Raw genomic sequence first — 17,274 nt, 5'->3', positions numbered from 1 at the left:
CCGACACTCCCGTCGATACCAGCTGTGGCTCCATGGGTCAGCGTTGCGGTAGAGAACCCGACACCCCAGCACCGCGATACCTCAACGCCAACGCGGCTGCGGCCTCCAGCGTCGGCCGGAGGTTAGTTAATCGCTCAACGGCATACTCAGTTCTTCGCTCCTGACTCTCCGTCCCTGGCTTGCGGCAGGCTGAAGCCTCAGCGTGTGGCGGTGTGTCGCGGGGCTGGTGCAGCCAGTCTGTGACAGCGGTGTAGTCCGCGTCGGTGAGGCCCTGGCGGGGGTGGACTCGATGCAGCAGGGCGTGTCCGGGGTGATGTGCCGACACCCACGTCCGGTCGATGTCGGTGATTTCGTCGTCGATCCAGGCGAACGGGCGGCCGTCTGCCCAGTCGACGAGGGCGCGGGTCTTCCAGTGCAGCCCGTTGCGCTCGTCCTGCTCGTCGTTGTTGGATGGTTCGGGCCAGATCACCACCGGCAGTTGCGGCAGGCCGATGCGTGGCGCGATCGTGCAGCCGGACTGGACGTGGAGCTTGGTGTATTTCCTCAAGGAACTCGTCGCGTGATCGGCGTTTCGCACCCGTCCCGACCGGACGCCTCATGTGGCTGAGCGCCTTCATCGTTGCCCCGCTGGCGAAGCATCAGTGTAGCGGGAGGCTCGGCGGGGCCTCGGGACCTCAACGGTGGGCTGGTAGTGCTCGGGCGGCGTCTGTCTGCGCTGGAGCCGGTGGTCCCCGGGGTTTCGGACGGCCTCGATCTGGTCCATGATCCATTGGGTGATGGGTGGGAACTTGTTGTAGTGCGGCCAGGCGTGCCACTCGTAGTGGGGGTTGACGGTGCGCCGGATCTCGCTGGTGAAACGTGCGAGTGCCGGGCCTCGCGTCCAGCGCCATCAGCCGGTCACGCTCCAGCCACGACTCGAACCCGACATGCTCGCCGCTGGAAGCGAAGAACCACAAGCCGGAGAAGCTGCGCTGACCCAGCCGCGACGTGAACCGGCGCACCGCGCCAGCACGCTCGAACGCGGCGCTCCAGCAGGAACTCAACGACTCCCGACGACGTACGCCAGCCGGATCGACATAGGACAGCTCGAACCACCACTCGACCTCGCAGGCGAAACCGCCCACGCAGCCTGCACCGCCACCTGCCTCGCCGACGCGCTCCATCAGAGTGCCTCAACTTAAATGGCAGAAACCGCGCCATGCCTCAGACACGCTGGCAATGCCCCACATCAACTGGCAGACGACATGCGGGTTGACCTGGGCTGTGAGTCGCTGTGAGCGGGTGCCGGCGGCCGCCCGGGGCAGTTGCACCAGTAGAACCATCCCGGTGTGTCCCGAAAGCCACAATCCGGGCGCGGACTCGTTCGGCAAGCGGGGGCCTGTGGTCGCAGTGCGGTCGTGCTCGATCGCTTACGTCATGCTGACAGGGTGAGCACCAACGGCGAACCCGACGCGCCACGCACCGGCCCGGACTGGCGGAGCCGACTGTCCGTGGTACTGCTCAGCGCTGCCAGCGGCATGGGCATCAACGTCCTGAGCAACGACGTCGGCTACCGGGGCGTGGCCGCCGCGACCGCCGCGGGCGCGATCCTGTCCGCCGCCGCCTCACTGCGCCGGCTTCCCCCACGGGCGTCCCTGGTCCGCCACACCGCCCGCACCCTGCTCGCCCTGGCCCTGCTCGCCGCGATCGCCGCCGCCGTCGGCCCGGCCGCCTGGGCCGCCTACACCACCCTGACCGCCGCCGCCCTGACCATCGCCGCTGTCCTCACTACCAACACCACCGACACCGCCATCAACCTGCTAATGGGCGCAGCAGGCATCGGCCTTGGGGTGGCGTTCATCGGCGGCGGCATCACCGTTCTGGTTCGGGATACCGGTCTCACGACCCAGTTACGGCAGCGTGTCGCGGCCCTGACCCGGGATCCGGCGGGCGAGGAGTCCACAGCCGAGAACTCGGGCCGGGTGGGGACGCCGTCCGGCACTTAGAGCCCTTTGAATAACCGGTCATGCTGCTCGTCGGGAGGGTTGGCGGGGCCGGGTTCGGTAGCGGGCCAGGCGTCTGGTCATGATGATGACCATGGCCCACTGGACCATGGCGGCGTGGTGTTCGGGCAGGGCTTCGTAGTCGCGCACGGTGCGCCGGCAGCGGTTGATCCAGGCAAAGGTCCGCTCGGCTACCCATCGGCGTGGTCGGATCTGGAATCCGACCTGGCCAGCGAGTTTGCGGACGATGTCCACGGTGAGGCCGAGGGTCGTCTGTGCCCAGGTGACAAGCTGTCCGCTGTAGCCGCCGTCGCACCACAGCTTGCGGATGCGGGGAAAGCAGGTCCGCACGGCGGCCAGCAGGAGGCGGGCGGCGTCGCGGTCCTGGATGTTGGCGGCGGTGACCAGCACGACGAGCAGTAGACCGGTGGTGTCGACCACGATGTGTCGCTTGCGGCCGTTGACGTTCTTGCCCGCGTCGTAACCCCGGCCGGACCGGGTGACCATCTCGGCCGCCCGCACGCTCTGGGAGTCCGCCGCTGCGGCGGTGGGATCGGCGTTGCGGCCCTCGGCCTGGCGTAGTTCGGTGCGCAGTCCGTTGTGCAGCCGGGTCAAGGTGCCGTCGCGGGTCCAGGTGCGGAAGTAGTGGTAGACGGTCGGCCAGGGCGGAAAGTCCGCCGGCAGCGCCGGCCACTGGCAGCTGGTGCGATCTATGTAGCGGATGGCGTCGACGATGTCCCGGCGCGGGTAGCACACAGGCCGGCCGCCTCGGGCCGTGGTGCCGCCGGCTGGAGATAGCCGGCAATGATGTCCCACTCGGTGTCGGTGGTATCCGACGGGTAGCGGCGCGGGCGCCGCGTGGGCAGGTGCCGGCCAGCCGGCATGGCGGCGGTGGATGCGCCGGCGCCGGCGACAAGGTAAAAACTCATAGCGGGGTCGTTGGGGTCGGGGATGACGGTTTGGTCGCCAGTTCTCGTACCTGACGGCCCCGCCTCACGTCAGCGCGACACGCCGCCCGCGCCCGCACAAAGATCGACCGGTGTCTCCAGCCTACCGACTCCCCAGGTTATTCGAAGGGCTCTCAGATGGCCGAGGCCCGGCACGGCGACGACGATGTCACCGATCCGGCGTGGGCTGACCGTGGCGTGGCGCAGCACTTTCCAGTGGCCGATGAGGATGGCGAAGCCCCGTTCGCCCTGCCAGCGCAGGCCGCGCAGCAGGCGGTTGTAGGCGCGCTTGTCGGGCGCGAGCTGGCTACCGTCAGCAGGCTGTTTGATCGGTGTCTTGATGCCGTGAACTGCACTTTCGTAGCCGGAGTCGGCCAGTGCCGGCAGGTAAATCTCGGCGGACCAGTTCAGCACGGCGGTTATCCCCAGTTCGCGTGCGCAGCTGGTGTCGTGCAGGTACCCGGGCATCGCTGGCGACGTCCAGATCGGTAGCCCGTCGGGGCGCATCGCTTGAATGTTCGCGCCGAAGTCGCGGTGGTTTCCGGAGTACCCGGCGTCGATCGTTTCGCCCTTGCCCGACAGGGTGGTCTCGGTGAGCCGGTCGCAGTCGAACAGCTTGCCGTCGACAATGACGTACGACCAGCCGTCGGCGGCGACCCGCCGCAGCGCCGTGTGCAGATCCTGGGCTTGGGCGGCGAGCACCGCGACGCCTTCGTCGCGGAAGCGGTACGCGGTCGTTCGGGAGATCCCGAAACCGGCGCCCAGCAGGGTCAGGTCTTCCTGCTTGCGGAACGAGACGAGCACGAGCAACGCCTGGTGGAAGCAGGTCGGCGCGCGGGTCTTCTTCCGGGTGCCGCGGGAGCGGCGCCGCCTGGATCTGATCGCGCCAGGCTGGTGAGCGAGCGGTCAGCCCCGATGATCTGCCAGCCCTTCACGCTCGGGTCGGCCCCGCCCAAGCCCCGCTCGACGTCGAAGAGTCCTGATGGCTGAACAGGTTGGCGGCTCACTACCGGTAAGCATTCGGAGATCGGCGACACAAAGGAGGTGAGGGAACCCCGACGAGTGGTGGGAGATTCATGCGTTTCAGGACAAAGCTGGGTGGTTGCCTTATGGCGGTCGCTCTCGGGCTGCCGTTAGGTTGGGCGGTTCAGCCGGCTGCGGCCACATTATTGCCGTCTGCTGCGGTGAGCACTGCGGGCTCGGCGCGTGTGGTGACGCTTGTGACCGGCGACAGGGTTACGGTCTCCGGTGGCGGGCGCGTGACGGTCGAGCCCGGGCGTGGCCGGGCCAAGATGCGGTTCGTCACACGGTCGGCCGGGGGGCGTCAGAGGGTGATTCCGGCCGATGCGTTGCCGCTGGTGGCATCGGGTCGGTTGGATCCTCGGCTGTTCGCGGTGTAGAGCACGAACAGGATCCCGCACAACACCTTGCGATCATCCAGCGGCTTACGGCCCGGAAACCGCTGCCGGCGAGGGGGACGGGGTGGCAGCAGCGGCGCGATCTCGGCCCACAGATCGTCCGAGACGACCCACGGCGGCCGCTCACCCCTCCTCACGTTCAGACAGAACGAGCCTCACGTCCAGCCGGTTACGCCCAACATCAATTCGTTAGGAGTTTTGAGCGGCAGGTGTTCTACCAGTAGCGGCTGCGCGAGGTCATGGCCGCGCACGGGCTGTTCGGCGCCTCCGACTTGGTCCCGCTGCTGGCCGAGCGCGGGATCACGCTGTCGGCGGTGCAAATCTGGCGACTGGTCACCCAGGCTCCGGAGCGGCTTTCGCTGCCGGTGCTCGCCGCGCTGCGACATCTTCGAGGTCAGCCGGCCCAGTTGATCGCGACGCGGGCGGAGAACACCGCCCCAATCAAGCCCCGGTGAGGTGAAGGGGCCTTCGTGCTGTTACCGGATCGCTCCTTACCCGAAGGGTCGCACCCGGCGGGTAGCCGTTCGGTCGGCTCGTCGATGCATGGGGTCGGTAAGCCGACAGGGGCGGCGGGTGCGGATGGTGACTGTAGGCATTTACGGTGTGGCGATGCTGAGCGAGGACATCTGTTTTCCCGGCCGCGTTGGTACCAGGTCAATGATCGATCGATGGGATGGCGTGGCGTGAAAGCGCGACAGTCGACGGATCAGCACCTGGTCGCCGAGGTGGCGTACGCCATGTTGCAGCGGGCCGCCGCGGTGGAGCCGGCGCAGGTGATGGCGGAGCGACGGGTCTTCGACGTGCTGCGTGCGGCGTACTTCGCCGACCCGCACCGGGCGCTTTCCGGTGCAGACGGCGGTGGTGATCAGCTAAAGTTCGGCCTGCCGGGGGTGGAGGAGCTGCTCACTCCGGTGTTCCTCGCCGCGTCGGCCGAAGTGGTGGCGTACGTGGTCGACCGGTGTTCGGCGGCCTCCCGCAGGGGTGTGCGTCGACTGCTCGGCCTGCCGATGGAGCCGGACGGGCGGCCAGCGGAAGAGCCGGATGCGGTGGCGGATGACCCGGCGGTGCCGCAGCTGACTGGTGAGCAGTGGGCGCAGGTCCGCAGCATCGTGGCGCAGGCGCTGGTGCGGTACGCGAAGATGTCACCGCAACGCGCCGACCTGATCGCCGCCGCGGTGGTGGGAGATGGCATCACCGGAGTACCGCCGCAGTGACTGCCACCGCCGATGAGGACGTCGGTCGGCGTCGGGCGGTGCGGAGATCCGCCTCGGCGCGTTCGTTGCGGCCCTGGACGGACATCCGCTTCGCCACCCTGATCGCTGCCGTGCTCGCGTCCAGCGTCGTCGCGCTGAGCGTCATCCACGTGGCGACGCCCTCGCTGGAGCGGTTGAACCGTGAGCGGGTCGATCCGTGTCTGGACGGGATCACCGCCGCCGTCGCACCTCTTCGGCTCACCTTCTCGGACAGCGTGCTGGTGCGGGGATGGTTGACCAATCAGTGCATGGAGCCGTTCTTCCACCAGCAGGCGAAGTGGGTGGGTCTCGGGCTGTTGGCGCAGCTCGTCCTGGCCGGGATGCTGTACGCGTTGCACCCGTGGTGGCTGGGCCGTCGCCGCAGACTGACCCGTCTGGCCAGTGCCGGCAACGCCGACGTGCTGGCGGAGCTTGACGGTTTGGCCCGCCAGGCCGGCCTGCCCCGGCCGCCGCTGTGGCTGCTGGCCCCGTACGCGGGCACCCACGGTGGGCAGGCCTTCGGCCTGCCCCGACGTCGTCGGGTGTGTCTTGACGTCGGACTTCTGCTGCGATATGACACCGACCGGGCCGGGTTTCGCGCCGTCATCCGGCACGAGCTGGGGCACCTGCACAATCGTGACGTCGACCGCACCTATCTCACCATCGCGATCTGGTGGTCGTTCGTGGCATCGCTCGTGGCGCCGTTGATCGCCCTGTCGCTGAACCCGGACGTGCTGCGCCGACCGCAACAATGGTCGTGGTCAGGTGACCCCGCCTCGTCGAGGGAGCTGCTCCACCGCCTTGTCGCCCTGCTGTTCCTGACCGCCGTGGTGTACCTGGCCCGCAACGCCATCCTTCGTAGCCGTGAACTCCACGCCGATGTGGTCGCCGCCGGCTGGGAGAGCACCGACGGTGCGCTACGCCGCGTGGTGAGGTCCCTGCCCTGGCCGCCGCAGGTCAGCCGCTTCCCGGTGCCGCGGCGATGGCGCGGCTACGGCGCCCACCTCGGCACCCACCCGGACCCCCGGCGCCGGGTCGCGGCGATGGACGACCCCGACCGTCTGGCCCGCACCAGCGGATGGGAACTGGCCGGTCTAGGGCTGGTCACCGCGCTGGTGCTGAACAACATCAGCCTCTTCGTGGGAAACCTCATGGGGAGGTACCTCGTGATTGGTCTGGTGCTGCTCGCGCTACCGGCCGGCGCGCTGCTGGTCGGCGCGCTCGTCAGCGCGCTGCGCCAGGTCGACGCACCCCACCGTGGTCAGGGGCCGTCCCGGCGTGACGCGGTGCTCCTGCCGATCGCCGTCGCGGCCGGGTTCGCCACCGGCGGGCCGCTGTCGCTGTTGGCCGCCGACACCAATCTGGGCGGGTTCGCCGCCGGTCCGGTCGCGTTCGCGGTGAACACCACGCTCCTCGTCACCGGGTTCCTGCTGATCTCGGCGTGGACACGTTCGGTAGGAAGGTCGCTCGACGAGTCGAGCACCGGCGGACACCGCGCAGTTTCCGCCAGGGTGGTCACCGCGACCGCCGTGGCCGTGGGCGCCCCGATGTTCGCACTCTGGTATTTCTACGGCTACGGCACCAACCTGTTCATGACGTTCCACGGCCAGGGCTGGCCGGCGACCGGCTGGGCGATCGAGTGGTACAGCACCCTCGCCGACACGATCGGCGGCCTCTACGTCTACCAACCCCTGCTGAGGACCAGGCAGACACCGCTCGCGTCGCTCGGCATGGTCCTGCTGTGGGCCGTACCCGCCGTCCTGCTGAGCCGACGACACCGCGACAGCCGGCAATCCGTCTGTTTCCGCCGCGCTGCGGCCGTCGGCGCGATCGCGGGACTGGTGGCGGTCATAGCCGCGATCGCGATTCCTTATGCGGCCCAGGCCGTCCTGCCCACCGACGTGCGACGAATCCCGGACGAGATCAACGATGAGGTGCTCCTGCACTTCCCGTTCGTTCACATGGGTACCTACCTGGCCGTCGCGGCCCTGCTCCAAGCCGTCGCCGCCGCCGTGGTCGCGGCAATGGCCACCCGGCTGCGCCCCGTCCTCGTTCCGCTGACCGTCACGACCACCGCGGTCCTGTCCACCGCCGGGCTCTACGTCAGCTGGGCGGTATCGAGCTGCATCAACCTCGTGGCGTCGTCGAAGACGAACTCCTGTCGCCCGATGCTTTTTCTCCCCGACGAACATGTCGACGTCCACCTGCACTTCATCCTCGTCTGGGGGGCCGCTGCGGCCATCCCCGTGGCACTGATCAGCGCCGGGATCGCCGCACTGTGGCGGCGCCTTCGGCCTACTCCGCCAACCGCCCCCGTAACCGACCGTCACCACCGGCGACGGCTCGCCGCAGGGGTGCTCGGCGCACTTGGCACGCTCGTCATCGCCGCCGCCGCGGTAGCAGTGCCGGACAACATCGATGACTGGACACCGGGTGCGGCTCCCAGCGTCGCCGTCGCGCCACCGGATCCTGGACAACCGCCCAGCGCTCCCACAATCGACCCGTGCCTGATCGGCACCTGGCGTGAGACCTCCCATCGCACCGACACCGCGATCGGGTTCGATCCCGCCCGCTTCACCAGCAGCGGCACCATCCAGACCTTTACCGCCGAGGGCGTCGCCACATTGGACACCGGCACCGGGGTGACCGAAACGGCGATCGTCGGCGGGCACCTCGTGGAGGTCATCACCACGGGCAGCATCACCGCCCGCTATCACACCGACAACGGCGTCATCCGCTACGACGACGAGAAGGTGGCCCGCGCAGGCACCGTCACCATCAAGGTCAACGGCTCCGTCAGGGGGGAGGACCCCCTCACCGCGGACCTGTCCGACGAGCGCTACGCCTGCAGCGGCGACACCCTACGCCAGATCAACGGTGAGCCCTCCATGAGCAGCCAGTATGCCGTCGAGCTCAATCGAACGTAGCATCGCAGCGACTGCCCGCCCAGAACCAGAGCGGTCAGCACCGCGCCGGCGCGACACATCTGCGACCGTACACCCGACGGCCGGGGTTGTGGCTTCCTCTCCGGGACTGCCAGAGGCTGTCGAGTCGCGCTGCGATCACCCAGTGTGGCTGCGCCGAATCGGAAAAGGCAGTCAGGGAGCCACTGCTCGTCCGACTGCCGCGATCGCCGGACCGATCCGTTGCTGGTCGGTGCCGTACGAGTTCAACACCGGCGCCGTCTGCATTAGCGGAAGCGGCTGTCGGATGTGGGTGGACACGGCGGTAGCCGCTGCGATGCAGTGCCGGTGGGCGACCGGCGACGAGGCCTACGGCAACGATCCCGCTTGGCCGCCCGGCTGCGTCAGCGGGCCGCCGCAGATGGTGATCGGCGTCCTGGCGCGACGCCGCGCCCGTTCGGCGGCTACTTCTGATCTTGGTCGAGGTTGGCCTCGTGGGTCAGATAACTGGCTGAGCCGGGGTCGGTGGCGGGTGCGGGCCGGGGCGGGCAGAGCACGGCCACGGCGATGGCTGCTGTTATCGCCGCCCCGGCGGGGTAGGCCATGCCGCCAAACTCGTCGGTGGGCACCAGGCCACGCCAGAACGGCGAGTCAGGCACGGCCGTGTCGGACAGTGTGCCCAGGAATTGCAGACTACCGAGCAGCCAGGCGGGGATCAGCAAGACGAGACCGCCAATGGCGGCGGTGGCCGCGAGAGGAGCAGCCAACGGACGGTGCTCGAGACGGCGGCTGGCCCAGCCGGCTAGCAGCCATCCGGCCAGCATGCCGAGCAGGCCGACGGCGAGCGTCGAACCAGTGAGCCAGCGCGGTTCCGCCCGGTAGATCGAGACTCTGAGCCCGCCTTCGGCGTACGCTGCGTCGAAGTAGTCCTCGAACGACAGCACGAGTGCGTCGTTGCGTGCGGTCAACGCCTGCGAGTTGTTGCGCCGGGCGCCGGTTTCGATGTCGGTCGGGCTGGTCGAGTAGGTGTCGGTGACGGTCCAGCCGGCCGCCTCCAGGCGTTGCTGCAGGCCGGCTAGATAGGCGTCGACGTCCTCGGTTGCAGGCGTTCGATCGGTGCTGTAGCTGACCGACGCCGCATCGGTCTCACCGCCGTTGTTGTGGAAGGGGTCGTCCGACCTTTCGTACCATTGTGCCGATAAGCCTGGGGTGAGCATCTCGGCCAGCTGAGTCCGCGCTGCGCCGGTTGGGAGCGCCGGCGCAGCCTCCCAACCAATACGGTTCGCCAGCGACGCGCTCAGAAAGCCGGAGAAGATTGAGGCGAAGATTGCCAGCACGACCACGCCTCTGCTGAGTGGACGACCGAGTCGGGCCCGCATGCCTTGCCGAAGCAAGTTGAGCGTCTCAATGGGGCCGGGCCGGACGTGTCCGGCCTCGGCAGCCATGAGCAGCGTGTCTGCCAGTTCTCCGCGACGTGAGCCCTTCGGGTAGACGCGCAGCAGCAGGCGATATGGGGTGGCGAGGCGGCGGCTCATGCGAACGCCGGGCCAGGCCGTGAGGCGTTCAGCAGCCGCGATGCGGTGCGAACGTTGCGGGCCAGTCGCGCTGTCTCCTCAGCGAGTGCCGCCGCGCCGCCGTCGGTGAGGCGGTAGTAGCGCCGAGGACGCCCTTCAACGGTCTCCTCTCGGTCGATCGCGACCAGTCCTTGGGCGGCTAACCGGTCCAGCGCCGCGTAGAGGGTGCCGGCCTGCAACCTGACCTGGCCTTCGGAGAGTGCCTCGGCCGTCTGGATCACGCCGTACCCGTGCCGTGGTTGATCGACCAGCGCGGTCAGGATCCAGAACGTCGGTTCTCGCATGGCCTTCGACATGACCGCCAATATAAAGATTGTCTGACTATGGTGCAACGGTGCTGGTGCCGCGCCGGCCCGGGCGCTTACATCGCCCGCTTGCGGTCCCGAGCCACGCCCCGCGACCGGCAGACCCGAACAAGCCACACTCTCCGGTGGCCGGAGGAAGCACGAACGGCCACTGCACCGCCGGGCAACGCCGCTATCGCAACGTCCCGAAGAGCGCGCACGTCGGCTACTGGCTCGCGGCCGCCGTTCATCCGGTGGTACCGGTTGTTGGCGTCGCGCTGGGTCAGGCTGGGGTCCGACGGTGATCGGCGACACGACTGTCTCGATGCGACCACGTCCGAATGATCAGGTGAGCGCACATCGGCAGATCCGCATGTCGAGAGAACGGGCGACTCAGCAACATCCCGTTACGCAACGTCACGGACTTGGGCCGTCGCCAGAGTAGGCAGCGACTCGCCGGACGCATACCGAACTCGGCACCGGGGTTGCACTTGCGGCCGTAACCAGCCTCTGCACTCGGATCTGCACCGACAGGTGGCGGGCGGCGCGGCATTCTCGCCTCCTTCGCGGGGGTCGTGTCGGACTGTTCCGTCACCCCTGGCTCAGCAGGGCGGCGAGATGGTCGTCGAACGACTGCGCGAGGCTTGCCAGCAGGGCTTGGCCCTTGGCTGCGGTGCCTGCTGAGGGCCGGCCGATGACGCCCGTCTTCGTGTACGCGCTCATCCCGTGGAGTAGCAGCATCGGTCGGTCGTCTGCGGTGTGGTCGCCGGTGGTGAAGTCCTCGCCGACCGCGTGGGGATGTACGTGCAGCAGGATGGACACTTCCAGCTCACCGGCGTGCATATCGTGGTGGGCGTCGCTGTCCAAGCGCGCGTCTTGCCGGGCCTTTGCCCAGTCGGTGCGGGTCGGGAACAGCGTCATCGAGCCGGGCGTCACGGCATTGGCGGTCTGGACGATGTTGGATAGAACGTAGTTGCCGCCGTGGCCGTTGACGATGGCCAGCCGGGTGATTCCGCTCGCGGCGAGCGAGGATCGGATGTCCTCGATGATCGCCGAGAGGGTTTGGTGGCTGATGCTGACGGTACCGGCCCAGCCGGCGTGCTCGTGCGAGCAAGACAGGGTGATCGGCGGCAGGACCAGGACGTTGTGCCGTCGCGCGATGGCTGCAGCGATTGCGGTGGCGACGATCGTGTCGGTGGTCAGCGGCAGAAACGAACCGTGCTGTTCGAAGCTGCCGACGGGCAGGACGGCTACCTCGGGTGCGCTCGCGGCGACGTCGGTGCTGGTTATGAGCGGCAGCAGGTCCATGCGGTCATCTTGTCACTGGGTTGTCACCGCGGTGCGGTGCCTGTCAATGAAGGCCCGGGCTGAGGGCAGGGCGCTGTGCCGGCGCAGCGCTATCGCGAGAGGGTGGGTAGCGCGAATGACACGGTAGGAGGCGGTCTCGTCCGAGAGTCGCAGCGCGCGCATTCCGTGGTCGACAGCGCGTTCTGGGTCGTGGTGCAGGTAGCACTCGGCGAGGTGGGCGTGCCAGAGCCCGGCGTCGATTGGTGTGATGGCGGCTTGGTCGCTGAGGAGTTCCTCGAAGATCGCGGTGGCGGATGCCGGGTCACCGAGCAAGTGCCGGCAGCGGGCGTCAACTGCGGCAACGTAGCGCGGGTCGCAGTGTCGGGCGAAGTCGTCTTCATCGACCGCGTTGGCGCCTGCGTCGGGCAGCTCACGTCGGGCTGCGATGATTGCGGTACGTGCCTCGTCGTCGCCGCTGGCAGCCAGTGCTTCGGCCACGCGAGTAAGGCACAGCGCGCGAGTGCGGGCGGGTACCGAACTGGGTGCCAGGGAGCGGCGCGAGAAGACAATCGCGGCGCGGACGTCGCCGTTGTCGAGGGCGCGTTGACTCTGTCGCATGAGCGTGTAGGCGACAAGCGATGAGTCGTCAGCCTCGATCGCGCGGCAGTGCGATCGGTCAAGCCACGCCCAACCTTCGGGCGGGGCGGTGTTGTCGGCGATCCAACTCATGAACTCCGACCAGCGGGCATCGACCCGTGCAAGGTGCGGGCGAACGTGGCCGCCCTGGAGATGATCGAGGACTTCGAGGTGCTCCTGCACACGGCCTCTGAGTTGAGGCCAGGTACGCATAGGTTGGTTCGTGAACTCGTCGAGTGCATGTAGCCATGCCTCTGGATCGCCGTCGAGAAGTTTGCCACTGACGTGGACGTGGGGTAGCCGGCGCGTAGCCGGTTGGTCCTGGACGTGGCCAGATCGGATGGCGTCCGGAGTGCGTCGCGGGCTGTAGAGGCCGAGTTCGGTGTCGGTGGTGGCGCCGAGCACCTGGCGGAGGGCAGCGCGGCGTTCGTGGCTGGGCCAGCGGTGTTCTCCGCGTTCGAGTTTGCCGACCCAGCGGTGGTCGACGTAGTGGGCGGTGAGGCTTCGCCCGGTATAGAGGCGGTCGAGGGCGGCGTTGATGGCGTCGGCCAGTTCGGCTCGGGACAAGTGCTGGCCGGGCCGTCGCGGGGACGCCAGGCGCTGGCGGGCCTGGATGAGCAGGCTGTTGGGCGTGATGACGGTGTCGGGGTGGCGGGGCATCTGTGCCCTCCTCCGTGGGCCACGTTCGGGATTGTTAGCCGAAGTGGAGTTGCGGTACGTCGTACAGGTCGGTGTTCGGTAGCCGGTGCATGGCCGGTGAGCTGACCTCGATGATCAGCATTTCGGTGAGGAATTGGACGGTGGCGTCCAGCAGGTGGCTGGTGTGGGCGGTGGCGCTGTGTTCCTTGAGTCCGGCCGTGAGGTGGATGTGGGGGAGAATCTTCTGGTTGGTGTCGTCCCAGGCGATGGTGCCGCCGCCGAGGGCTTCGACGTTGGTGAGGTCGACGTGTGTCCAGACGGGGGCGTCGGGGTTGTCGAGGCGTCGGCACGTGCCGACGATCTTGGCTGTGGACAGGCCGGCGATGAACATGGGGATGTAGCCCTGTTTGATGCCGTGGGCGTGGCAGGCGTCAGCGAGGGCGGTGAAGAAGTCGTCGCCGTGGTCGAAGACCACACTGATCATCCGTCCTGGGGTAAGGTCGTGGCTACGCATGCGTTGTTGGTGCCCTTCCCGCCTCGAACGAGTGTCCCGATCAGGGGGTTTGGCGTGTCGCGGTGTGGGCGCGGCTGTGTTGGACGGCGTGGGAGCCGGCGTGGACGGCGGTGGTGAGGGCTTCGGGTAGCGGGGTCTGGCGGGCGAGGTCGAGGGCGAGGCTGCCGAGGAAGGCGTCGCCGGCTCGGTGACAGCCGATACTCGTTGGGCGACCGGGCGGGCGCCACGCGCACCTGGCAGCGCGCCCTGCGCATCCTCGACGACCTCGACCATCCCGACGCGGAGCGGGTCCGCGAACGGCTGGTCCGCGCCGCCCGGCGCAGCCGAGGGGAATGGGGAGTACTGGATCGCGCCCCGCATCACTCATGAGCACGACAGCAACATCTGTACGACCCTGTTGCCTGGGCAGATGGCCTGTTCGCGGTCGAAGTCGATGGTGAACGCGTCGCGGTGGGAGCCGGTCCGGGCGCGGGCCTGCTGGGAAGGGTGGGCGCGGACCGGGGTCACCAGCCGCACCCCGTGTTCGTTTCGGCAGGCGAGGATGTGCGGGGCGGAGGCGTGGCCGGCGTCCATCGGATGCTCGGCGGGCAGCAACTCCCGGTCGGCCAGGTCGTGGTGGATCGGGATGGTCATGGCGGAGTCCGCGACAGCGGCGTGGGTGGTGACCACGTTGGTGATCAGGTTCGGCGGTTGTCTACCGTCGTCTCCGCTGACGTTGGGAATGTTGTCGCAGGTCTCGCTGATATGAAGATGCGACCAGAATTGGCAACAGGGTCGTACACGCTTCCCACCCGACCGGTCGGCGTCCAGCCCGGGTCCCCGGGCCGCGACCGCGACCCGGGGACCCGTGGCAGAAGCGGAATCATGCCCCCGTTCAGAAGTGGGCGGGGAAGAGGTCGTGGCTCGGCCAGCTGGTCACCGCCCCGGCCGCGTTCCATAACGCCGGGTCAATTGCGTCGTAGCTCAGTCCCGAGGCGTCGTCCCGCCGGTTGAAGAGCACCGCCCAGCTCATCCCGTGGTACGTCCGGACCAGCAACGAGTGCGTCCCGGGCAGGCTGCCGTTGTGCCACGTGTTCCGACCCGCCGCGCCGCCGTTCACCAAGCGGACCTGCCAGCCCAGGCCGTAGTAGACCCCATCCGACGTGCCCAGTCTCGGTATTGCGAAGATCCGATCCAGGTTCGCCTGGCTCAGTACGCCGTTGGCGGAGTCGAACAGCGTGGCAAAGCGGACCAGATCCACCGCCGAGGCGAGCCACCCGCCATGGGCCGCCATGTTGTTGATGTTGAAGTAGCCGTACGGCTGCGGCACGGTGGCACCCGAGTTGTCCATGACCGTAACGCCGGTGTATTGGGAGCGGTACGGCACCTCGTCGGCGCGCGGGGTGAGGGTGTCAGCCAGCCTCATCCGGGTGATGCCGAGCGGATCGAAGAGGTTACGCTGCACGTACGACTGGTACGACATGCCGCTCAGGTCCTCGATCGCCCTGCCGGCAAGCATGTAGCCGTAGTTGCTGTACGCGTACCGGCTGCCGGGGTTGAAGTCCAGCGGGCGGCCGACCATGTACTTGATGATCTGATTGTTGGTGATCGGCAGCGACGCCCCGAACGCCCGGGCGATCTCGTGGTCTTTGAACATCGGGTCGCCCGAGATATCGCGGTCCCAGCCGCCGGTGTGCAGCAACAGATCCTTCAGCGTCACCTGGAACATCCGGGGGTCACGGGTCTGGCCCAACGGCGGGTTCACCGACAGTACCGAGGTGGTGGAGGTGACGGGCGAGTCGAGCAGGTCCCCGGCCGCGAGGGCGAGCGCCGCTGCGGTGATCGGCTTGGATACGCTGGCCACCCGGAACAGGGAGGTGGGGCGCACCGTCAGCGCACCTGCGGTGCCGTAGCTGTAGCCGCGGGCCAACACCAGTCGGCCTTGATAGGTCACCGCTAGCTGACCGCCGCTGATCTGCCGAGCTTTCATGAAGCTTTCCATGGTGTCGTCGAAGCTTCGCAGTGCCGCCACCGAGAGACCGGTCGCCTGGAACACGGGCGGCACCGACCGTGCCGGCCGTGGCGAGCTCACGCCCCCGAAGGCGCCGCCGGCCAACGCGCTGATACCCGCCGCGCCAACCAGCCGGCCCAGGTCACGCCTGCGCCATTGTGAATCGTGCATCGTTTCTTCCGATCTTTCGTTCACGACGGGCACTCTCCTCCCGCTTGCCTGACCAGCCGAGTCGCCGGTGGGACGGCTGGCGAAGCTGACGCGGATGAGGATGCGCCGATGGTTCCGCTGATGACGGCGTTCCTGGACACCGCTGGACGCGACTGGACATGCGGGACGTGTGAGAATCACTTCAGGACCTACCGAGGGGCGCGGGGTAGTCATGGCAGGCCAATCCAATGAGGACGTGATCATCGGCCCGGACAGCGTCGCTCCGCGTACCATCACCGAGCTGGCCAGCGTGTTGCGTCAGCTGCGCCGGCGAGAGGCGCGCAGACGAGGTGACTCGCCACTGGCCTATCGAAAACTTGCCGCCAAGACGGGCTGGTCCCTCGGCCATCGGCCTGTATCTCAGCGGCCGCGTGCTGGCGCCGACCGACCGGTTCGACATAATGGTCCAACTGCTCGGTGTCAGTCTGCACCAGTCATCGCAGCGCAGCAGGGCGCGGACCTCGGGGCGCTAATGCGGGGAAAAGTCGTCCACGATGAGGTATAGACGTGACCGGCACAGCCGATAGCGGACGGGCCACCACCGCCCGGATCTACGACTACCTCCTCGGCGGCAAACAGAACTTCCCCGCCGACCGCGAGGCCGCTCGACAGCTCCTGCAGGCCCTTCCTCAAGCCGCCGACATGGCTGTGTCAAACCGGCTGTTCCTGCAGCGCGCGGTACGTGTACTCGCCGAAGCGGGAATCCGGCAGTTCCTCGATCTGGGCTCCGGTATCCCCACCCAGGGCAACGTGCACGAGACCGCCCAGTCGATCGCCCCCGACAGCCGGGTGCTGTACGTCGACATCGACCCTGTGGCGGTCGTCGCCTCCAACGAGATTCTGATCGACAACCCACACTGCCACGCCGTCCAGGCGGACCTCACTCACCCACAGCTGATCCTCGACGCGCTCACCGACAGCGACCTCGCTACGGTGATCGACCTGGACCAGCCCACGGCGCTGATCTACTGCTCGGTGCTCCACATGATCCCCGACCGCGTCACCGATGTCGTTGCACCGATAAGGGATCGGCTCGTGCCGGGAAGCGCCATAGTCATCTCTCATGCAAGCGCGGACGTGACCGACCTTTTCGGCGAGTTGAGCGTGTCCGCGGCGAAGGGCATCTACCGGACGCAGGCCGCCACCGAAGTCACCGCCCGAACCGACGAGGAAATCATGGCGCTGTTCGGCGATATGACGCTGATGCCTCCCGGCCTGGTGCCGCTCAGCGACTGGCGCCCGGAACTGAGCGACCCCGACCCTTATGCCTCGACCCCGACTCGATCGCCAATGCACGGAGCCGTCGCCACCCGGTGACCCCGACCGCCAAGCTGCATCGGGTCCTGCCCTGGGTCGGGCAGGGGCGGTCAGCGAGTTGAGCGTGGCATTCGCGCGCCGTTACGACGGAGCTGACAATCTACTTCTCACATCGTCCATGAACGTTGTCGTAGGACGGTTAGGACCGCCCGTAGTTTCCAGCCGGCCGGAAAACAACTTCAGGCAGTGATCTAGGGACACGCCGCCCTAGCGCGAAAGATCTTCCGAAGTTGGGCGGCGCGGCGGGTGAGGTAGCGCTGTTCGGGCAGGCTGGCGGTGGTCCGGGCGGCGCGGAGGTAAGCGTCGTGGGCGGCGTCGGAGTGGCCGGCTTGTTCGAGTAG

At 68.0% G+C, this 17,274-nt stretch carries 14 protein-coding genes and 2 pseudogenes; 5 read left to right on the top strand and 11 right to left on the bottom strand.

Annotated elements, in window-relative coordinates; translation table 11 throughout:
• Window positions 1-37 precede the first annotated feature (37 nt).
• Window positions 38-547 (bottom strand): hypothetical protein, encoded by a 510-nt coding sequence (locus tag E1182_RS31585; RefSeq protein ID WP_207921291.1) that lies wholly within the window; start codon window positions 545-547, stop codon window positions 38-40.
• Window positions 548-1,427: 880 nt separating this feature from the next.
• Here E1182_RS31585 and E1182_RS06565 point away from each other — a divergent pair.
• Window positions 1,428-1,985: a hypothetical protein gene (locus tag E1182_RS06565; RefSeq protein ID WP_132261970.1), complete on the top strand. Its 558-nt coding sequence runs from the start codon at window positions 1,428-1,430 to the stop codon at window positions 1,983-1,985.
• A gap of 18 nt (window positions 1,986-2,003) precedes the next feature.
• On the opposite strand, the pseudogene E1182_RS06560 reads toward E1182_RS06565, so the two are convergent.
• The 3 genes and pseudogenes from E1182_RS06560 to E1182_RS06550 form a co-directional block, all read right to left on the bottom strand.
• Window positions 2,004-2,866, bottom strand: a pseudogene (locus tag E1182_RS06560) (IS5 family transposase).
• Between the two features lie 114 nt (window positions 2,867-2,980).
• Window positions 2,981-3,733 carry a transposase family protein gene (locus tag E1182_RS06555; RefSeq protein WP_243706066.1) on the bottom strand — a complete coding sequence of 251 codons (753 nt, stop codon included), beginning with the start codon at window positions 3,731-3,733 and terminating at the stop codon, window positions 2,981-2,983.
• Between the two features lie 595 nt (window positions 3,734-4,328).
• Window positions 4,329-4,484: pseudogene (locus tag E1182_RS06550) on the bottom strand (transposase); the annotation flags it as partial.
• 90 nt (window positions 4,485-4,574) lie between these two features.
• On the opposite strand from E1182_RS06550, the gene E1182_RS06545 reads away from it, so the two are divergent.
• The 3 genes from E1182_RS06545 to E1182_RS06535 all read left to right on the top strand — a co-directional run bounded on the left by E1182_RS06545 (window position 4,575) and on the right by E1182_RS06535 (window position 8,506).
• On the top strand, window positions 4,575-4,802 hold the full coding sequence (locus E1182_RS06545; protein ID WP_305792120.1) for a helix-turn-helix domain-containing protein: 228 nt from the start codon (window positions 4,575-4,577) through the stop codon (window positions 4,800-4,802).
• 228 nt (window positions 4,803-5,030) lie between these two features.
• Window positions 5,031-5,561 carry a hypothetical protein gene (locus E1182_RS06540; protein ID WP_132261966.1) on the top strand — a complete coding sequence of 177 codons (531 nt, stop codon included), beginning with the start codon at window positions 5,031-5,033 and terminating at the stop codon, window positions 5,559-5,561.
• Complete coding sequence (locus tag E1182_RS06535; RefSeq protein ID WP_165942530.1) at window positions 5,558-8,506, top strand: M48 family metallopeptidase; 2,949 nt, start codon at window positions 5,558-5,560, stop codon at window positions 8,504-8,506. The genes E1182_RS06540 and E1182_RS06535 overlap by 4 nt, the downstream gene beginning before the upstream one ends.
• Before the next feature lie 440 nt (window positions 8,507-8,946).
• Here the strand turns inward: E1182_RS06535 and E1182_RS06530 are convergent, their stop codons facing one another.
• The 7 genes from E1182_RS06530 to E1182_RS06495 form a co-directional block, all read right to left on the bottom strand.
• The gene (locus E1182_RS06530) at window positions 8,947-9,819 is read right to left on the bottom strand and encodes a hypothetical protein (RefSeq protein ID WP_132261962.1); all 873 of its coding nucleotides are present in this window, start codon (window positions 9,817-9,819) and stop codon (window positions 8,947-8,949) included.
• Window positions 9,820-10,013: 194 nt separating this feature from the next.
• A complete protein-coding gene (locus E1182_RS06525) occupies window positions 10,014-10,352 on the bottom strand; it encodes a PadR family transcriptional regulator (RefSeq protein ID WP_243706065.1) in 339 nt (112 codons plus the stop codon).
• Window positions 10,353-10,931: 579 nt separating this feature from the next.
• Window positions 10,932-11,648, bottom strand: a complete 717-nt coding sequence (locus E1182_RS06520; protein ID WP_132261960.1) for a creatininase family protein — start codon at window positions 11,646-11,648, stop codon at window positions 10,932-10,934.
• 12 nt (window positions 11,649-11,660) lie between these two features.
• Window positions 11,661-12,923, bottom strand: coding sequence for a hypothetical protein (locus E1182_RS06515; RefSeq protein ID WP_132261958.1), 1,263 nt, complete (start codon window positions 12,921-12,923; stop codon window positions 11,661-11,663).
• A 34-nt stretch (window positions 12,924-12,957) separates the two neighbouring features.
• Window positions 12,958-13,416: a PPC domain-containing DNA-binding protein gene (locus E1182_RS06510; protein WP_132261957.1), complete on the bottom strand. Its 459-nt coding sequence runs from the start codon at window positions 13,414-13,416 to the stop codon at window positions 12,958-12,960.
• 363 nt (window positions 13,417-13,779) lie between these two features.
• The gene (locus E1182_RS06500) at window positions 13,780-14,049 is read right to left on the bottom strand and encodes a hypothetical protein (RefSeq protein WP_132261955.1); all 270 of its coding nucleotides are present in this window, start codon (window positions 14,047-14,049) and stop codon (window positions 13,780-13,782) included.
• 241 nt (window positions 14,050-14,290) lie between these two features.
• Window positions 14,291-15,577, bottom strand: coding sequence for a serine hydrolase (locus E1182_RS06495; protein ID WP_132262008.1), 1,287 nt, complete (start codon window positions 15,575-15,577; stop codon window positions 14,291-14,293).
• A gap of 546 nt (window positions 15,578-16,123) precedes the next feature.
• Here E1182_RS06495 and E1182_RS06490 point away from each other — a divergent pair.
• Window positions 16,124-16,933: an SAM-dependent methyltransferase gene (locus E1182_RS06490; RefSeq protein WP_243706064.1), complete on the top strand. Its 810-nt coding sequence runs from the start codon at window positions 16,124-16,126 to the stop codon at window positions 16,931-16,933.
• Window positions 16,934-17,274 lie beyond the last annotated feature (341 nt).

Origin of the sequence: Micromonospora sp. KC721 (assembly GCF_004348355.1) — a bacterium.
Taxonomy (GTDB): domain Bacteria; phylum Actinomycetota; class Actinomycetes; order Mycobacteriales; family Micromonosporaceae; genus Micromonospora.
The sequence above is the reverse complement of the archived record's forward strand: the minus strand, read 5'-3'. Positions and strand labels throughout refer to the sequence as shown.